Source organism: Maribacter sp. 2-571 (genome assembly GCF_050589625.1).
GTDB lineage: Bacteria > Bacteroidota > Bacteroidia > Flavobacteriales > Flavobacteriaceae > Pelagihabitans.
On the sequence record NZ_JBNGOP010000024.1, the window covers coordinates 51,300 to 68,716 of the forward strand.

At 43.7% G+C, this 17,417-nt stretch carries 10 protein-coding genes; 9 read left to right on the forward strand and 1 reads right to left on the reverse strand.

Annotated features, from left to right (window positions below):
- The first annotated feature begins 113 nt into the window (after positions 1–113).
- Both ACRD7P_RS15930 and ACRD7P_RS15935 read left to right on the forward strand, forming a co-directional pair.
- A complete protein-coding gene (locus tag ACRD7P_RS15930) occupies positions 114–854 on the forward strand; it encodes a class I SAM-dependent methyltransferase (protein WP_430908643.1) in 741 nt (246 codons plus the stop codon).
- 127 nt (positions 855–981) lie between these two features.
- On the forward strand, positions 982–1,695 hold the full coding sequence (locus ACRD7P_RS15935; protein WP_430908644.1) for a 16S rRNA (uracil(1498)-N(3))-methyltransferase: 714 nt from the start codon (positions 982–984) through the stop codon (positions 1,693–1,695).
- Positions 1,696–1,759: 64 nt separating this feature from the next.
- On the opposite strand, the gene ACRD7P_RS15940 is transcribed toward ACRD7P_RS15935, so the two are convergent.
- Positions 1,760–2,560 carry a DUF1223 domain-containing protein gene (locus ACRD7P_RS15940; protein WP_430908645.1) on the reverse strand — a complete coding sequence of 267 codons (801 nt, stop codon included), beginning with the start codon at positions 2,558–2,560 and terminating at the stop codon, positions 1,760–1,762.
- Between the two features lie 64 nt (positions 2,561–2,624).
- On the opposite strand from ACRD7P_RS15940, the gene ACRD7P_RS15945 reads away from it, so the two are divergent.
- The 7 genes from ACRD7P_RS15945 (at position 2,625) to ACRD7P_RS15975 (ending at position 16,904) form a co-directional block, all read left to right on the forward strand.
- Positions 2,625–3,275 carry a DUF4159 domain-containing protein gene (locus ACRD7P_RS15945; RefSeq protein ID WP_430908646.1) on the forward strand — a complete coding sequence of 217 codons (651 nt, stop codon included), beginning with the start codon at positions 2,625–2,627 and terminating at the stop codon, positions 3,273–3,275.
- Positions 3,276–3,384: 109 nt separating this feature from the next.
- On the forward strand, positions 3,385–4,485 hold the full coding sequence (locus ACRD7P_RS15950) for an AI-2E family transporter (RefSeq protein WP_430908647.1): 1,101 nt from the start codon (positions 3,385–3,387) through the stop codon (positions 4,483–4,485).
- Between the two features lie 5 nt (positions 4,486–4,490).
- Positions 4,491–5,675 (forward strand): THUMP-like domain-containing protein, encoded by a 1,185-nt coding sequence (locus ACRD7P_RS15955; protein ID WP_430908648.1) that lies wholly within the window; start codon positions 4,491–4,493, stop codon positions 5,673–5,675.
- A 463-nt stretch (positions 5,676–6,138) separates the two neighbouring features.
- The gene (locus ACRD7P_RS15960; protein WP_430908649.1) at positions 6,139–9,321 is read left to right on the forward strand and encodes a SusC/RagA family TonB-linked outer membrane protein; all 3,183 of its coding nucleotides are present in this window, start codon (positions 6,139–6,141) and stop codon (positions 9,319–9,321) included.
- Positions 9,322–9,332: 11 nt separating this feature from the next.
- Positions 9,333–11,039 (forward strand): RagB/SusD family nutrient uptake outer membrane protein, encoded by a 1,707-nt coding sequence (locus ACRD7P_RS15965; RefSeq protein WP_430908650.1) that lies wholly within the window; start codon positions 9,333–9,335, stop codon positions 11,037–11,039.
- A 29-nt stretch (positions 11,040–11,068) separates the two neighbouring features.
- Positions 11,069–12,676: a fasciclin domain-containing protein gene (locus ACRD7P_RS15970; RefSeq protein WP_430908651.1), complete on the forward strand. Its 1,608-nt coding sequence runs from the start codon at positions 11,069–11,071 to the stop codon at positions 12,674–12,676.
- A gap of 925 nt (positions 12,677–13,601) precedes the next feature.
- The gene (locus ACRD7P_RS15975) at positions 13,602–16,904 is read left to right on the forward strand and encodes a VCBS repeat-containing protein (protein WP_430908652.1); all 3,303 of its coding nucleotides are present in this window, start codon (positions 13,602–13,604) and stop codon (positions 16,902–16,904) included.
- Positions 16,905–17,417: the final 513 nt, after the last annotated feature.

The window sequence follows — 17,417 nt, forward strand, 5'->3', positions numbered from 1 at the left end:
TTTAGTGGCTCGTTACGCAGAAAACGATTACATTTAAAGAGTACAATAGTAAAATCGATAGGATTCTGGCAAACTTTAAGGTTATCGAACCGACCGAGCACAACACTTCAAACATGGCAGGCACCACAGCAAACCCGAACAAGGATTTCTACACGGAGCACATGGTAGATAGTACCGTGAGGCGCGAAGGTGTTTGGCCAGAAGAAGCGGCTATATTAAAGAAGTACTTGACCGACGCCGCCAAAACTGTTGTAGAAGCAGGTGCCGGAGGGGGTCGACTTACTTTTTTTATAGAAGAATTGGGATTTGATCAGGTTACCGGATTCGATATCGTTTCAGAAATGATGGCCATTGCTCAAAAAAAAGCTACCGAGCGAAATTCAAAGGTACATTTTTTGACTGGGGACGCCTCCAACCTAGATTGCTTTCCCGATGCCAATTTCGACTACTTGGTGTATATCCAACAGGTACTATGCTTCGTTCCACAACCACTTTTTCATAAGGCTCTCATGGAAACCTTTCGCATTGCCAAAAAAGATGCGACCATTATTTTTTCTTTCTTGGATTATCACTCCCGTTTTTATAATCCCATACTGAGTTTTTTGAGTAATACCTTACGCTATCTTAGAAAAGAGACGGTGTCGAAACATCATCTCCCATGGCTTAAATTAAACGATACCGAATTCAACTGGAAGTTGTTCGCTAAAGGACAACCCAGCATCTACTGGCCTACCAAGGATAGTATAATAGAACAGCTCAAAGCGGTAGGGTTTCGAATCGAAGAAGTAGTCAAAGGAAACGAAATCCATAAAAAGGGGAATAAGGGGGCGCTTTATATCGTGTGTAAAAAGTAATAACGTTCGCTTTAATGGCTAACAGGACGCCATGCAAAGACGATATCATTTTCCTGTTTTGGTGCCGTTTGGACGGCACCGATCAAGTGACCTATTAGCGAACTATTTTTAGTAGTATTTTTGTTCCATGCAGTTATTCTATAATGCCGATATCGTGAGTACCGCCGGCACCTTTTCTTTTTCAAAGGATGAAAGCCGACATATTGTTAAGGTGCTCCGAAAAAAAATCGGTGACCGCTTCCACATCACCAACGGAAAAGGGGAGCTATTTGAGGTGACCTTGCTCGTGGCGGACCCAAAAAAATGTCAAGTCAATATCTTACGTACCGAGCATACGCCCAAACCGGCCTATCGGCTTCATATGGCCGTAGCGCCGACAAAAATGAACGAACGATACGAATGGTTTTTGGAAAAGGCCACTGAAATAGGGGTCCATGAGATTACCCCTATAATCTGCCAACGGTCCGAAAGAAAAACCATCAAACAGGAACGTTATGAAAAGGTGGTACAGGCTGCCATGAAACAAAGCCTGAATACCTACCTCCCTAAGTTGAACAGTCCGATTACCCTTGAAGCGTTCTTACAAAAACCGTTTTCAGGCAACCGGTTTATAGCCCATTGCGAAGAAGGGGACAAATGGACCTTGCACAGCTTATCACATGAAAAGACCAATACCGAGAGTATTGTTTTGATCGGACCCGAAGGTGATTTTGCACCTCAGGAAATCAAAGCCGCCATGGAACAGGGCTATGCACCTATTTCCTTGGGAAAAAGCCGTTTGCGTACGGAAACGGCCGCAATTGTGGCCTGCACATTGGTGCAAAGTGTCTTTGAAGTATAAAAAAATCCGAACGGCCCATGAACAAGTAGACCGTTCGGATATAAACACCTAACAAACAAGAATTTTAAATCGTACTATTTTGTAGCGCGACCTTTGCAGCGCCGGTAATTTCATCTTTGGCGTTCGATATCAAAACCATTAGATAAAGTAGCTCGTCCTTTTCAACAATATCGGGAATCGCGATAGCACCCGTGCCCTCGTCCTTTTCCAGGTTCCATTGGTTTTCCGAAACCACAATGTTACTATTGGTAACGGTCCTATTTCGGTTTTCTCCCCGTTTTACATCGGTAACTCGTTTGTCCAATACCAATACCGTCCTGATTTTTTTATTCGCTACCGTGCCCGTTACGAAATACCGAAAGTCGACCTTTTTGTCGGTTATCCCTATGTCGGAAAGCCGAATGCTATTGGCACCTTCGTCCTGTCCATAAGTAGCAACGGCATGCTGCATTTTTCTGGCATCGGACCCAACAAAATGATTTTTTCCGTTGACCACTACCTCTGGGGTATAGTTTCCCCGGTACCCGAATTTTTTATTGTATCGGCCTTGTTTTTCCGTATGTTCCGACCTACTAAAGGGATCTTCCCATCCGATGTAGTTCCAATAATCGACATGGTATGATAATGCATAAACATTTTCAGGGTATTTCTGTTTCATTTTTTCCAAGAGTACATCGGCGGCAGGGCAGCTCGAACATCCTTGCGACGTAAATAACTCTAGCACTACGAACGAGGTAGCTTGCTCCTTCATGCCATCGGGTTGTGCGGACATCATTTTTGGCGCGAGGTTCCTGTTCCCGAAGGAAAATGCCGTGATAAAAAATCCGCTGAACACCAAAATAGCAATTGTAACTTTTTTAATCATGAGAATCCTTACTTTTGAGTACTGTTAAACGAACAATGCACCTGTCCTTTTAGTACGCACTGCCATGAAGCAACTTACATCCGTTTTTTTCTTTTATGCTTTTTTTATGAGTATGGTGGTCCAAGCGCAGGAAATTGCCATTTTAAAATACAATGGGGGCGGTGATTGGTATGCGAACCCTACTGCTATTCCCAACTTGGTCCGTTTTTGTAATACCAATATCGGTACCGCCCTAAACGAAAAAGTGGTTTCCATAGCGGTAGGGAGCAGTGGCATTTTCCAATACCCTTTTTTACATATGACAGGGCATGGCAATGTGGTTTTCAGCGATGAAGAATCGCTCAATTTAAGAAACTACCTGATGTCGGGCGGATTTCTTCATATCGACGACAACTATGGAATGGAACCTTATGTGAGAAAGGCGTTAGAATCGGTTTTCCCGGATAAGGAATTGGAAGAATTGGGTGCCGATCATCCCCTGTTCAAACAAGAATACGATTTTCCCGAAGGGCTTCCCAAAATTCATGAGCATGATGGCAAAAGGCCCCAGGCCCTGGGAATTTTCCATGAGAACAGGTTACTGCTCCTATTCACATTTGAAAGTGATCTGGGGGATGGGTGGGAAGACCCATCGGTGCATAACGATCCCGAAGCCGTTCGACAAAAAGCATTAAAAATGGGTGCCAACATTATCTCTTACGTTTTTAAAAATTGAGGTGGTACCATTTTCTCGAAGAAACCAAAACCGGTATGGGAATAAACTATTATTCTTTTTTGGAAACATAATGATCGTTTCAACCATATCATGAATTGAAACTATGACAGTGAAAGCGAAAACAATTGCAAACGGTATTCTTAGGGCCGTCGGCATTCTAGTAGGAATTGCCCTAGTCGGGTATTTTCTTTATAAAATACAGTCCGTTTTGGCATATTTGTCCATTGCGGCGGTAATAGCGTTGATCGGGAGGCCCATGGTTCTTTTCCTAAGAAGGAAACTTAAATTTCCCAATACGTTGGCCGTAATACTGACCATGCTCATCATGGTAGGGGTATTGGTCGGCATTATTGCGCTTTTCGTGCCATTGATATCGGAGCAGGGCAAAAACCTTTCGTTGCTCAATATTGATGCCCTTCAAGGGAACCTAAATGCGCTGTACCGGCAATTGACCGAATATTTGGGCGCATCCCCAGTGGTGGTCAATGAAATTATTGAAGATACCGAAATCGAAAAAAATATTTTGGAGGGGTTGGACATGGGGTTCATTCCCGACTTTCTGAATTCCTTTCTAACGCTCTTAAGTACTGCCAGTATTGGGTTATTTTCCGTACTGTTCATTTCCTTTTTCTTTCTAAAGGACAGTAAATTGTTCCAAAATGGTCTTTTGATGTTCGTCCCTAAAACAAAGGAGTCCGGTACTGTAAAATCGATCGATAAAATCAACAATCTCCTTTCCCGATATTTCGTTGGGTTGCTGCTGCAACTCTTTGTCCTTTTCATTATTTATACCATAACCCTTTTGGTCGTAGGGGTAGAAAATGCCGTGGTTATCGCATTTTTGTGCGCGCTTTTCAATATCATTCCATATGTGGGGCCCATTATTGGCGGGGTTTTGATGATTGTTCTTACAATGACCAGTTTTTTGGGCATGGACTTCAGTTCCGTAATACTTCCCAAAACAGGATATGTACTCATCGGTCTCGCTATTGGACAGCTGATCGACAACTTCGCTTCCCAACCCATTATTTTCTCCAATAGTGTGAAATCGCATCCTTTGGAAATCTTTTTGATCATTATCATTGCCGGACTACTGTTCGGAATCATTGGGATGATCGTTGCCGTACCCGGGTACACGGCGATCAAAGTAATTCTTAAAGAATTCCTTTCCGAAAACAAATTGGTGAAATCGTTGACACAAAACCTTTAATACTTTTGAATGTAGCGGTACTTAGCGAAGAGGTGCAGGACTATATTGAACGGCAATACCATAAGGATGCCACTCCATTACTGTTCAAGAAACCCATTTTTGAAGGCGTTTCGAATACGGAATTATTACAACAATTGGTAGGGAAACAAAAATGTAAAAAAAAGCTTCCCCTGTGGTTCGGTACGCCGGGTATCTACTATCCACCAAAATTAAACCTCGAACAGACCTCCTCGGAAATAACGGCCCGCTACAAAGCTGAAATTGTTTCCGGAGAACGATTGGTGGATATTACGGGAGGTTTCGGAGTGGACACCTATTATTTTGCCAAGAAGATGGATACGGTAGTCCATTGCGACATCAACGAAGAACTTTCCAGAATTACAGCTCATAATTTCTCGGTTTTGGGGACCAACAACATTACGGTACTTCCAGTAAACGGGTTGCAGTTCTTAAGGGAAGATTCCGAAAAGATAGATTGGGTGTATATCGATCCTTCGCGGAGAAATCCTGAACAGCGCAAAGTTTTTCGCTTGGCCGATTGTACCCCTGACGTTATAAGCCATTTTGAACTACTGATGGGGCGTACCTATAATCTATTGATAAAAACCGCACCTTTATTGGATTTGTCTCAAGGAATCAATGAACTCAAATGGGTGAAGGAAATCCATATTGTCGCCATACAAAATGAAGTGAAAGAGCTGCTATGGGTCATTCAAAGCGGATATCAGGGAAATGTTAGTGTAAAAACCATAAACTTTACCAATTCGGGTGTTATGCGCTTTGATTTTGATCGCGAGGAAGAATCGACGGCCGTTTCAACATTTTCCGGTCCGCAACACTACCTTTATGAACCCAATGCGGCCATATTGAAATCGGGGGCCTTTAAAAAAATAGGGGAAACGTACGGGCTTTTCAAATTGCACAGGAATACCCATCTATATACCCATTCGGAACTGTGCCCGTTTCCCGGCAGACGCTTCAAAATAAAACAAACACTGCCGTACTCCAAAAAAGCATTAAAAACGTTACGCCTCCAAAAAGCCAATATCAGTTGTCGCAATTTTCCGGAAACCAGTGCGGTTATCCGAAAAAAAACCAAGATTAAGGACGGTGGTGAGCACTACTTGTTTTTCGTCAAAAATTCCGAGGAAAAACAAGTAGTACTTCACTGTGAAAAAATCGAGCGATAAAACTTCTTTTGCTTTTAGCACTACCCTGAAAAAATAGATAAAACTCTTCCTTGAAATGCTACCGACCACATTTCTTAATTTTATGCTAATTTAACATAAGAACAACTAAAAATCGGACGTCACTTCAAACGTTATAGTTGGCCGATCCAGAGCTAATTTCAGGGCCGTTTTAACGATTAAAATCAGTCTAAATTAGGTTTTAGAGTATTGGGTATTTCGCAAAAAACCAATAGAAAAAATTAAAAAAGCATAATAAATACAGGGCATAAATAAGATAAAAGCAATTTAAAACCCTATTTATCCGATTTATTACTGTCAAAATATTATGCTTTAAACGGTACTATCTCCCAGAAATTTGGTATTATTATCACGATTTTAAGTTTTCTTAACACTTAAAAGCCGAAAATGTCAAGGAAAACTTAAATCCGACAAGACAATTTTAAACTAACAAACAAGAAGGATTATGAATCAAAAACGAGATTACTACCTGTTGCGCTGCAATAGGGGTTTAACTTTTTTCCTTACCCGTCTTTTGGGTATAGGAATCATCCTAGGCACGGGTTTTCTGCATGCAAAGCCCAAGATAAAAGGTGGACCAATGCTTTATGAAATGGTTCAATCTACGGTTTCGGGTACCGTTTTGGATGAAAACGGATTACCGCTACCGGGAGCAAACATTGTGGTCAAGGGAACCACTACGGGAACCCAGACCGATTTTGATGGTAATTTTACCATTGAAGCCAGCTCCGATGCGGTTTTGATTTTTAGCTATATCGGCTACAAAACCCAAGAAGTTTCTGTGAGCGCACAATCGACCCTGCAGGTAAGCATGGAATTGGATGCAGCGGAACTGGAAGGGGTAGTTGTTACGGGGTATTCCAAACAATCGACAAGGGATATTACCGGAGCGGTCACCGTGGTAGGGGCCAAAGAGTTGGAAGCGACCGCCCCAACAAGCATAGAACAGGCCTTACAGGGTCAGGCGGCAGGTGTTACCGTGGGTAGCGAAGGTGGACCAGGTGGTTCGGCCGCAGTTCGTATTCGTGGTTTCGGAACCGTAAATGGTAACGACCCCTTGTACATCATCGATGGAACACCTTCAAATGCGGGTCTGAACGATTTGAATCCGAACGATATCGAATCGATCCAAATTCTAAAAGATGCCTCCGCCGCTGCCATTTACGGTATCCGAGCAGGTAACGGGGTAATCATCATTACCACCAAATCGGGAAAAGTAAACCAGAAAGTACGGTTTTCGGCTAATGTATGGACCGGTGTCAGTTTTATTCCAAATTCCGTTTTTCCGAACATCGCTACCCCACAACAACATGCCGAGGCTTTATGGCGTGCAGAAATCAATACCAGTGGTAACTCCCCGAACCATCCGCAGTTCGGTAACGGCCCTACACCAGTATTGCCGACCTATATTATTCCGGCGGGTTCTGGAGATCCCGGTGCCCTACCTTATAATTTGGAGACCAATCGCATAACACGAGGTAATGCTGTCGGAACCGATTACTTCGATGAATTTTTCAACTCCGCATTGACAACGAATTACAGTATCAATGCCTCGGGAGGTACGGAGAATTCCAAATCGTTCTTTTCCTTAGGGCTTTTGGATCAAGACGGTGTGGCCCTAGGTACCGATTTCTTTAGGGTCTCTTTAAGAGCGAATACACAGTTCAACATCACAAATCGATTTCGGGTCGGAGAAAACATTACAGTGTCATTGACAGATAGAAACGGGTTGAACAACAATCAGGATACCAATGGGTCTATTGCCGCATTGACCAGAATTCATCCTTTTATCCCTATTTACGACGAAGGTGGCAACTTTGCCGGCTCCGGTGCTCCCGGGCTTGGTAACGCTAATGCCCCTATTGCCCGCGCACTTCGCTTTAAGGACAACTCTTCTGTCAATTTTCGAGCACTTGGTAACTTTTTCGGAGAATACGATATTTTGGAAAACTTAACATTCAAATCCAATATGGGGTTTGATATCAATAGCTTTAATCAATCGCGATTTTTCCCTGCGGCTCCCGAAGGCGAGGTAGTCAACCTTACCAATCGTTTAGAGGAACGTACCGAATTCAATCGTATTTATACGTGGTTTAATACGCTTTCCTATGATAAGGATTTTGGGAAACACTCCATTAATGTATTGGCCGGTACCGAATTTAACAATACCAATCGCAGGACCGTAGGAGCTAGTAGAACAGGTTTCTTGTTTAACGATGTACTGAACACCAGAGTTCTTGACTTGGGTACCGAAAACATCGCTAACTTTGGGTTTGCCTCGCAGGTAAACTACTTTTCATTATTCGGAAAGGTCGATTATAAGTTTGACGATAAATACCTATTGTCGGCCACCCTGCGTAGAGATGGTTCCTCTCAGTTTACCGAAGGAAACAAATATGGTGTTTTTCCATCCTTTAGTGCAGGTTGGAGGGTGAGCAACGAATCCTTTTTACAGGATTCCGAGGTGTTTACCAATCTTCTTATCAAAGCGGGTTATGGAGTGATCGGTAGTAATGCAAGTATTCCTGCCGATGACGTAGCCGACATACTGACCCCCAATACAGAGTTTAATGCCTACCCTAGTGGTAATGGCTCGTTGGATATCGGTTATGGGCTTCAAAGTAGGGGTAATGAGTCGTTGACTTGGGAAACCACTACAACCACCAACGTGGGTATTACAACACAGCTTTTCAATAGAATAGGTTTGGACGTGGATGCTTACATTGCCACGACAGAGGACCTATTGGTAAACGATCCGGGTGATGCCACAATTTTGGGTAGTACGAACGTTATCCGAAAAAACCTTGGAGAGGTCGAGAACAAAGGTATCGATGTCAATTTGAGTTATTCCAACTCACCCGATAACAAATTTACCTATACCATTGCGGCAAATGTCTCGCACTATAAAAACGAAGTGAAGTTTTTAGATCCTAACAACCTGGACGATTTTATTGATGGTATCGCATTTAGAAGTCAAAGACCGAACAGAACCATTGCCGGACAGCCGTTGGCAGCCTTTTGGGGCAAAAAGTTCCTAGGTTTCAACGACGAAGGGAGAATGTTGTTCGAGGATATCAATGGCGATGGAGCCGACGATGCCGAGGACAGGCAATTTATTGGAAGTCCACATCCTGATTTTACTTACGGCCTGAATTTCTCGGCGAACTATGAAAACTGGGACATGGCCATGTTATGGCAGGGGTCACAAGGAAACGATATTTATAATTTCAACAAATTTTTCCTTGACTTTAATACCTTTCCAGGAGCGAAAAGTGTAGACTACGTACAGGAAAACAATCTTCCTGCCTTGACTACCAGTGCTGAAATCATTAATAGGGAATCGGATCAGTCGTCCTTTTATCTTGAAGATGGTTCTTATGCAAGAATGAAGAACATCCAAATCGGATATACCCTTCCTTCCCAAACCGTTGAAAAATTAGGGCTTGCGGGAATTCGGTTTTACGTTCAAGGAAAAAACCTGATCACCATTACGGATTACTCCGGTCTTGACCCGGAAATCAGTCTTGCCCGTTTCGGTGAGGACGACCAGAACCTCACCATCGGCGTTGACGGCGGTGCCTACCCTATTGACAGACAAGTAATTGTTGGGTTAAATGTTAATTTTTAAATAAAAAAACTATGAAAAAAATGTATAAATATCTTAGTATTCTAGTTGCCATATCTATGGTGACCATGGGATGTGAGGAAGACCTCAATGTTCCCATCGAAGGACAAATAGCGGGGAACAGTGTTCCTTTAAATTCTACATTCATCGAAACCCAAGTTGTTTCGGCATATGCCCTTTTGGACGGGTTTCGCCCGGATACCGGAAATGCCATTGCATCTTCCCCATCGAATTGGACCTATGGTGGTGTGACCTCGGATAATGCCTACAAGGGCAGTGAACCGAATGATGCCGCCGTAATCACCCCGATAGAATTCGGAAATACCACTTCGGTAAACGGATATCTTGATGGAAAATGGAAAGCGCTTTATGAAGGTGTTGCCAGAACTAATATTACCTTGCTATCCATAGCACAGGGAAGGGAGTCGGGAGACCTTTCAGAAGCGGAAGCCAATCAGGCAGAAGGGGAAATGCGTTTCTTAAGGGCGCACTATCACTTTGATGCCAAGCAAATCTGGAACAACATTCCCTATATAACCGAGGATATTACGGAAAGTACCACCAATGTGGGTGTCGATTCGTGGAGCGCCATCGAGGCCGATTTTCAGTATGCCGTAGATAACCTGAATGAAGACCCCACCCGTACCGGTGGAGCGACCAAAGCCGCTGCGCAGGCGTATTTGGCAAAAACCCACCTATTCCAGTCGGATTACGCGGCCGCAAAACCCTTGTTGGATGCCGTAATCAATAGTGGCAAACATAGTTTAAACGGTAGGTTCAGAGATAACTTTGATCTCGCAACGGAGAATTCCCCCGAAGCGATTTTTTCCATACAATATAGCGTAGGTGACGGAACACCCCAAGATCGAAACGGGAACTGGGGCGATATCCTCCAATTTCACCATCGTGGACCGGTATCTTCCTGCTGTGGGTTTTATCAGCCTTCCCAGAATTTGGTGAACGCCTTCAAGACCGATGCTAGTGGTCTTCCTCTTTTGGACACGTTTAACGCTACAGATGTGACCAATGATGAAAGTGTTGCCGCCTCGGATCCGTTTACGCCTTACACGGGACAATTAGACCCCCGTTTGGATTGGACCGTCGCGCGCCGTGGCATTCCTTTCTTGGGATATGGCGAATTTGCCGGTGTAGCCTGGGTAAGGGACCCAAGTAACGGTGGGCCCTATAACCAAATAAAGCAGGTATTCTCCGCTGCCGAAAGGGATAATGCTTCCTCTACCGCAGCTTGGACTCCCGCAGTAAACGGGCTTAATACCAATATCATCCGTTATGCACAAGTGTTGCTATGGCGTGCCGAGGTTGCCGTTGACGAAGGCGATTTGGCAAAGGCGTTAAGTCTGGTCAACGAAGTACGGAACAGAGCGGCACTTCCCGACAATGTTGTTCGTTTTGATAACGGCGTTCCTGCAGCCAATTATAATGTTCAACCATACAGCACGTTCCCGGACGCTGCGTTTGCCTTAAAAGCGGTAAAGTTTGAAACCCGATTGGAACTGGCATTGGAAGGACATCGTTATTTTGACCTTGTACGATGGGGCGATGCCGTTCAGGTAATGAATGCTTACCTCGACGCGGAAAAAACCAAAAGAGTACACCTACAGGCGGCTCCCGGTTTTACCGAAACAAGCAACTATTTTGCCATACCACAAGCGATCATTGATCTTAGTGGCGGGTTAATTGAGCAGAATCCAGGATATTAAACGTACATTAACCAGAAAAAAGACATATAATGATTTATAACAAAAAGATAACCACCTGGTTATTATCACTATTAACGCTTTCGGCTTTTTTAGTTAGCTGTGAAGACGACGATACCAACGATGGTACGATTTCGGACAATAGTACCCGTAACATCGTAGAGGTCGCGCAAAGGAGCACTTCCTTAAACTCCCTGGTCGCGGCATTATCGCAGGCTGACGGTAATTTGGTGCAGACCCTTAGTGGAGACGGACCGTTTACGGTTTTCGCCCCGAACAACACCGCTTTTGATAATTTGGGAAAACAACTTGGTTTTGCCGATGCCGCTGAACTTTTGGCGAATGTTGACAATGCGTTGCTATCGGCGATCCTGACCTACCATGTGGTGCCGGGAACGAACCGAGCTTCCAGTTTGAGCGATGGCGCTTCGTTTACTACGGTACAGGGAGAGGATATTACCATATCCCTTGCCGATGGCGTGCAGGTACAGGATAAAACGGAACTTTCGTCCACCTCCACTGCAGCGAACGTTACAGCCCAAGATCAAAATGCCTCCAATGGCGTAATTCACTTTGTCGACAAAGTACTGATCCCACAGGCCTTAATCGATGCTGCCAGTCTCGATATCAGACCTAATCTACCGGAATTGGTAGGTGATACCGAGGCGCTTTCCACTTTAAACAGTGCTTTGGCCCAGGCCGGGCTCGTGGATGTTGTTTCCGGTGCTGGACCGTTGAACGTACTAGCCCCTACCAACGATGCTTTTGCACAATTGTTGGAAGATTTGGGTGATGATTATACCGGTCTGGAATCCTTTGACAACAGCGTAGAATTACAGTTATTGGCCGATATATTGTCCTATCACGTACTTCCTCCGGCTACCATGGGAATGGGAGATGATGAGATGGATGTGCTTCAAGAACTTGCCGTTGGTACGGTCGAAACTGCAACAGGAGCTACACTGGATGTAGCAGGTGCTCCCGGGGCGTTTACCATTACGGATAGTTTTGGTGAAACGGCCAATGTTGGGGCCGAGCCTATCAGTACGACCAATGGGGAAGCCAATGTTATCGATAAAGTTTTGAAACCGGCAGCTATTCAGGAGTTCCTTGACCTTTTGGCCTCGGACGACCTAGCGACCACGGTTGGCAACGTTGCTGATCTTTCCATACTTGGTGAAGCCCTTGCGGCAACGCAGCTTGACACCTTGTTTATTGATGTTACCAATGATACTACGGTCGTAAATAGTTTTACCTATTTCAATACAGCAACCGTTTTTGCACCGACAAATGCGGCGTTTACCGCCCTATTCGATGCACTAGGACCGAATTACAATGGTATCGGTGACTTCCAAACGGATGCCGAAATCGCTTTGTTGGCCGATATCCTTCGGTATCATGTGGTTGTGGGCACCATTACCGCTGCTGACTTAGCGCCCGGATCGGTAGATACGGCTCTGGAAGCGGCTTCCTTGGAAATCATTGCGAGGGGCAATGCCTTTGTTATCGGTGACGCTACCGACGACATCAATGCGGAAATATTGACCGCGGACGTGACGGCAAGAAACGGGGTGGCCCATACTATCGATAAAGTGTTATTGCCCGCTGTGGCCCTGGCCTTTATCGACTCATTGGAATAACCTTTTGACCATACCGTTGACCGTATTCAAAACCGGTCAACTCAAAAAGGCCGGTACTAGTACCGGCCTTTTTTATACCATTTATGGTGTTCAACCCGGATTATGTATTAGAACTTCGTAATGAAGCTTTTAGCTGCGATAAAATATGACATTTTATGAATGTAAGCATAGCACCGCTACGGTTACATTTAAAAATGTAGCGCAGCACCATAGTTTGAAGTAGCTGGAAGCTGTAATCGATTTTCTAATGCATAAAGCGGGTTACATTACGCAAATAAAAACCAGGGATTTTTTGGGTAGATGAAAAAGAAAATCCAAGCATAGCAGTAGCTATGGTTAGATTTTCTTTTGAAGTAAACACGGAAAAGAACAATTTTTAATGGGTAATTTAATACCAGAAACGGTATTATATTCTAAAAACAGTTTTAACATCGTAGGCCGCCTGCTATATAGGCTTACACTTAAAAAGTGATGCATACGACCAATAATATCATCACCTAACCACCCATAAAAAAGCGGAAAAAAGGGAATTGCTTAACCCGTTTTAAGCAATGGAACTTCGTCATGAGGGTCGAAAATGCTATAAAATTAAGATGTTCTTCGGGTTTGCGCATCGCCGCAAAGCATTGAGACTGCGGTCAAGCCCAAAAGATAGTGAAGCCTTCGGTTTTACAGTAGTTTCGAACCATAATGGATTTTCTAATATATCATCCAGGTTCAAGAACAATCAGATTGTTTTAACTTTTGGTTCAACACGAAAATTCATATTTTACCACTTCTAAGCGAGTGGTCCTGATATCTTGGAATATCCGTAGCCTTTACTATGTTGTTAAATTGGAATTTATTTGAAGAAATGCCGTATCATATGTTCTCTTTTTTAAATCGACTTACTTTTTTCCATCCAAGAGCCTTGGAACTGCTTGTTATGGCGATTATAGGAATTCTCGGCTCCTGTAACGAGAAAGCTGCGGACCCGGATAAAGAACGTACTATAAAAAAAGTATTTCGGGAAATTGCTTCAAGCACTTCTGATATTACCTTTACCAATACCCTTACCGAAACCGATTCCTTAAATTATTTCACCTATGGATACCTGTACATGGGCGGCGGTATCGCAGCGGGCGATATTAACAACGACGGGCTAATCGACCTTTATTTTACAGGGAACATGGTGCCCAATGCCCTATATCTGAACAAAGGCGATTTGCAGTTCGAGAATATTTCGGTTTCCGCCGGGGTTGCCGGAGATGATCGATGGTATACCGGAGTAACTATGGCAGATGTCAACAATGACGGCTTTTTGGATATTTATTGTTCCGTAGGCGGCCGATCCGGCATCAAAACCAATCAGTTGTTTTTGAACAATGGGGACGAAACCTTCTCCGAACGGGCCGAACAATTTGGGTTGGCGGAAGACGGCAATAGTGTACAGACCACTTTTTTCGACTACGATAAAGACGGTGATCTTGACGCCTATGTGGCCAACTACCCCCCTACACCATTCGACGCACCAAACCAGTACTATAGCTATAAAATGCAGTCCCCCAAAACAATCGAAACCGACAAATTGTTTCGAAACGATAATGGCCAGTTCACCGACGCTACAGAAGCTTCGGGGGTAACATCATTCGGACTATCGTTAAGTGCCACCGTGGGAGACATGAACAACGACGGCTGGCCGGATATTTATGTATCCAACGATTTTAGTACGCCGGACCTTTTTTACATCAACAATAAAAACGGGACCTTTTCCGAGGTGGTGAAAGAAGTGACCAAACAAACTTCTTTCTTTGGGATGGGTACCGATATCGCGGACGTTAACAACGATGGTTGGCTCGATATCTTTCAGGTCGATATGACGGCAAAGGACAATAGGCGTTCCAAATCCAATATGGCCAGTATGAATCCAAAGCTGTTTTGGAACACCGTCGGTTCGGGATTTCATTATCAATACATGCAGAACAGTTTTCAGCTGAACAACGGAATACTGAACGACACTCTACCCGATTTTAGCAATATTGCCCGACTGACCGGAACATCCTCCACAGATTGGAGCTGGGCCCCTCTTTTTGGGGATTTCGACAACGACGGGCATAAAGATCTGTTCATCACCAACGGTATCCGAAGGGAAATCAATAATCGGGATTACTTTATCGGATATAAAAAGGCCGGAAAACCTAAGGACAGCCTGCTAGAGCGCAGCTTGGCCATTCCTTCAGAAAAAATAGACAACTTCATGTTCCGTAATACGGGAAACCTCGATTTTGAGGAGGTAAACGACGCTTGGGGCATTTCACATAAGGGCTTTTCCAACGGTTCCGTATACGCCGATCTTGATAATGACGGCGATCTTGAAATCGTGACCAACAATATAGACGAACCGGCCAAACTCTACGAAAATTTAAATCCGAATGCCAATAATTTTTTGAGCCTCGACTTTAAAGGTAGCGTAAACGATGTTTTTGGGAGCAGCGTTAAAGTGTATCTCTATTTGGAGGATGGGCACTTTCAGTTTCAGGAAATGACCTTCACCAGAGGTTTTCAATCGTCGGTTGCCCCGCGGTTGCACTTTGGGGTGGGTAAGATAGCGCAAATCGATTCGGTAGCGATACAATGGCCCAATGGCGACACCGAAATTAAAACAGCGGTAAAAACCAATCAACTTTTGACCGTTTCCCAAGAGGATGCCAAACGTCAGAACCTCGTCCAAAATAGTCCAAGCCCTTTGTTGTCGAAGCCAATTTTTAAAACCGAAAGCGATACTGCCTTCCTAAAGCCCTATCGCCATTTGGAAAATTATTATAACGATTTCAACAAAGAAATTTTACTTCCCTATCAGACCTCCATGCTCGGGCCCTTGACATCGGTTGCCGATTTGAACGGTGATGGTTTGGACGACTTTGTCGTGGGAGGTTCCCACAACAATCCTATGGGCATCTTTCTTCAAACGGCTACGGGTTTTGAACGAACACAGATAGCCTCCCTAGAAAAAGAACGGGCCTATGAGGATATGGACATTGTAATTTTTGACATGGAGGGCGATGGCGATAACGACCTCTATGTCGTTAGCGGCGGAAATGAATTCGCTCCGGAATCCGAGCAACTACAAGATCGTATTTATGTCAATGACGGAAACGGCCATTTCCACAAAGCGGAAGGGAGCCTTCCTGAAATTACGGCGAGCGGGCTTGTTGCCAAACCCCATGATTTTGATAAAGATGGCGATTTGGATCTTTTTGTGGGAGGTAGATTGGTGCCCGGTGGATATCCCGAACCGACCAACAGTTACATTATGGAAAATAGAAGTACCCCGGAAAAAATCATTTTTAAGGATGTAACCGCTACAGTCGCCCCGGAGTTACAACGTATTGGAATGGTCAGCGATGCCCTATGGAGCGATTACGATGCCGACGGTTGGGACGACCTGATCTTAGTAGGGGAATGGATGCCGATTACCGTATTTAAAAATACAACAGGCAGGTTTAAAAATACCAGCGAGAATTTAGGCATAGCGGACACCCATGGGTGGTGGTACCATATCAATTCGGCCGATTTTGACGGAGATGGCGACATGGATTATATTGTTGGCAACTTGGGGCTGAATTACAAATACCAAGCTACCGAAGCGGAAACCTTTGACGTGTATTATAGGGATTTTGACGACAACAGCTCCAAAGATATCGTATTAAGTTATTTTAACGAGGGAAAACAATATCCGCTGCGCGGACGGGAATGCTCCTCACAACAAATGCCCGGAATTAAAAAGAAGTTCGAATCCTATCAGTCCTTTTCGGAGGCTACCCTGGAAGAGGTGTATACCGAAGACTATTTGAACAAATCCCTCAACTACAAAATCAAATCGTTTGCCAGCGTTTATCTCGAAAATGACAACGGAACGTTTCGACTTTCCCCCTTACCCAGAGCGGCACAAATATCGAATATCAACAGCTCTATAATCCAAGATTTTAACGGTGACGGAAAACTGGATGTAATGATTGCGGGCAATTTACATACCGCAGAGGTAGAAACCCCTAGAAATGATGCCGGTAACGGTCTGCTTTTGTTACAGGACGAAAACGGATCCTTCCTGCCCATTAGCGGAAGGGACAGCGGCTTGTTCGCCACTGGTGATGTGCGCGATGTTGCCAAAATTACATTTCAAGAAAAGGAATACCTTATTGTGGCAAAAAACAACGATTACCTTCAATTGGTTTCGATACGACATTGATAATAATTTATGACGCGATACAGTAGTTTTTGAAACTAAAAAAAATTACTTTAATATTAAGTGATTTAGTCCTGCTATTTACCTTGAATATATCTAAAAAACGGGCCCACTCCTAAAAGCTGAACCCGCTAAATTATACTTAAGACATTTTGATAATGCTATTTACAAAGCGATTGGGATACTTTTCCCTAATATTATTCAACTCTGCAGTCATTCGTACAATCACCACGAGTACAATTATAAAAAGTTGCATACGGTGAACAGCCGTCCGTACAACCTTGAGACCAGTATCCTCCCTTAATAGAATTTAAGTTTGATACAACTTTTTTAGAAAGATCTAATTTGAGATTTAACTTCTTTTTTTTCATTTCAGAATAATTTAAAGGTTAATATACATAGTAGAATCTATTGAATATAAGAAAAATACATCATTATTTATGTAATTTATTTCAAATTAACAATATTTGCTTCAATTTAGAAGGTTTTTTCCTAAAATGTGAAGTCTTTATCTTA

What these genes read in the sequence shown, in the direction of transcription:
- ACRD7P_RS15930 (WP_430908643.1), top strand. Translation starts at nt 114, where the DNA reads ATGGCAGGCACCACAGCAAACCCGAACAAGGATTTCTACACGGAGCAC.
- ACRD7P_RS15935 (WP_430908644.1), top strand. Translation starts at nt 982, where the DNA reads ATGCAGTTATTCTATAATGCCGATATCGTGAGTACCGCCGGCACCTTT.
- ACRD7P_RS15940 (WP_430908645.1), bottom strand. Translation starts at nt 2,560, where the DNA reads ATGATTAAAAAAGTTACAATTGCTATTTTGGTGTTCAGCGGATTTTTT.
- ACRD7P_RS15945 (WP_430908646.1), top strand. Translation starts at nt 2,625, where the DNA reads ATGAAGCAACTTACATCCGTTTTTTTCTTTTATGCTTTTTTTATGAGT.
- ACRD7P_RS15960 (WP_430908649.1), top strand. Translation starts at nt 6,139, where the DNA reads ATGAATCAAAAACGAGATTACTACCTGTTGCGCTGCAATAGGGGTTTA.
- ACRD7P_RS15965 (WP_430908650.1), top strand. Translation starts at nt 9,333, where the DNA reads ATGAAAAAAATGTATAAATATCTTAGTATTCTAGTTGCCATATCTATG.
- ACRD7P_RS15970 (WP_430908651.1), top strand. Translation starts at nt 11,069, where the DNA reads ATGATTTATAACAAAAAGATAACCACCTGGTTATTATCACTATTAACG.
- ACRD7P_RS15975 (WP_430908652.1), top strand. Translation starts at nt 13,602, where the DNA reads ATGGCGATTATAGGAATTCTCGGCTCCTGTAACGAGAAAGCTGCGGAC.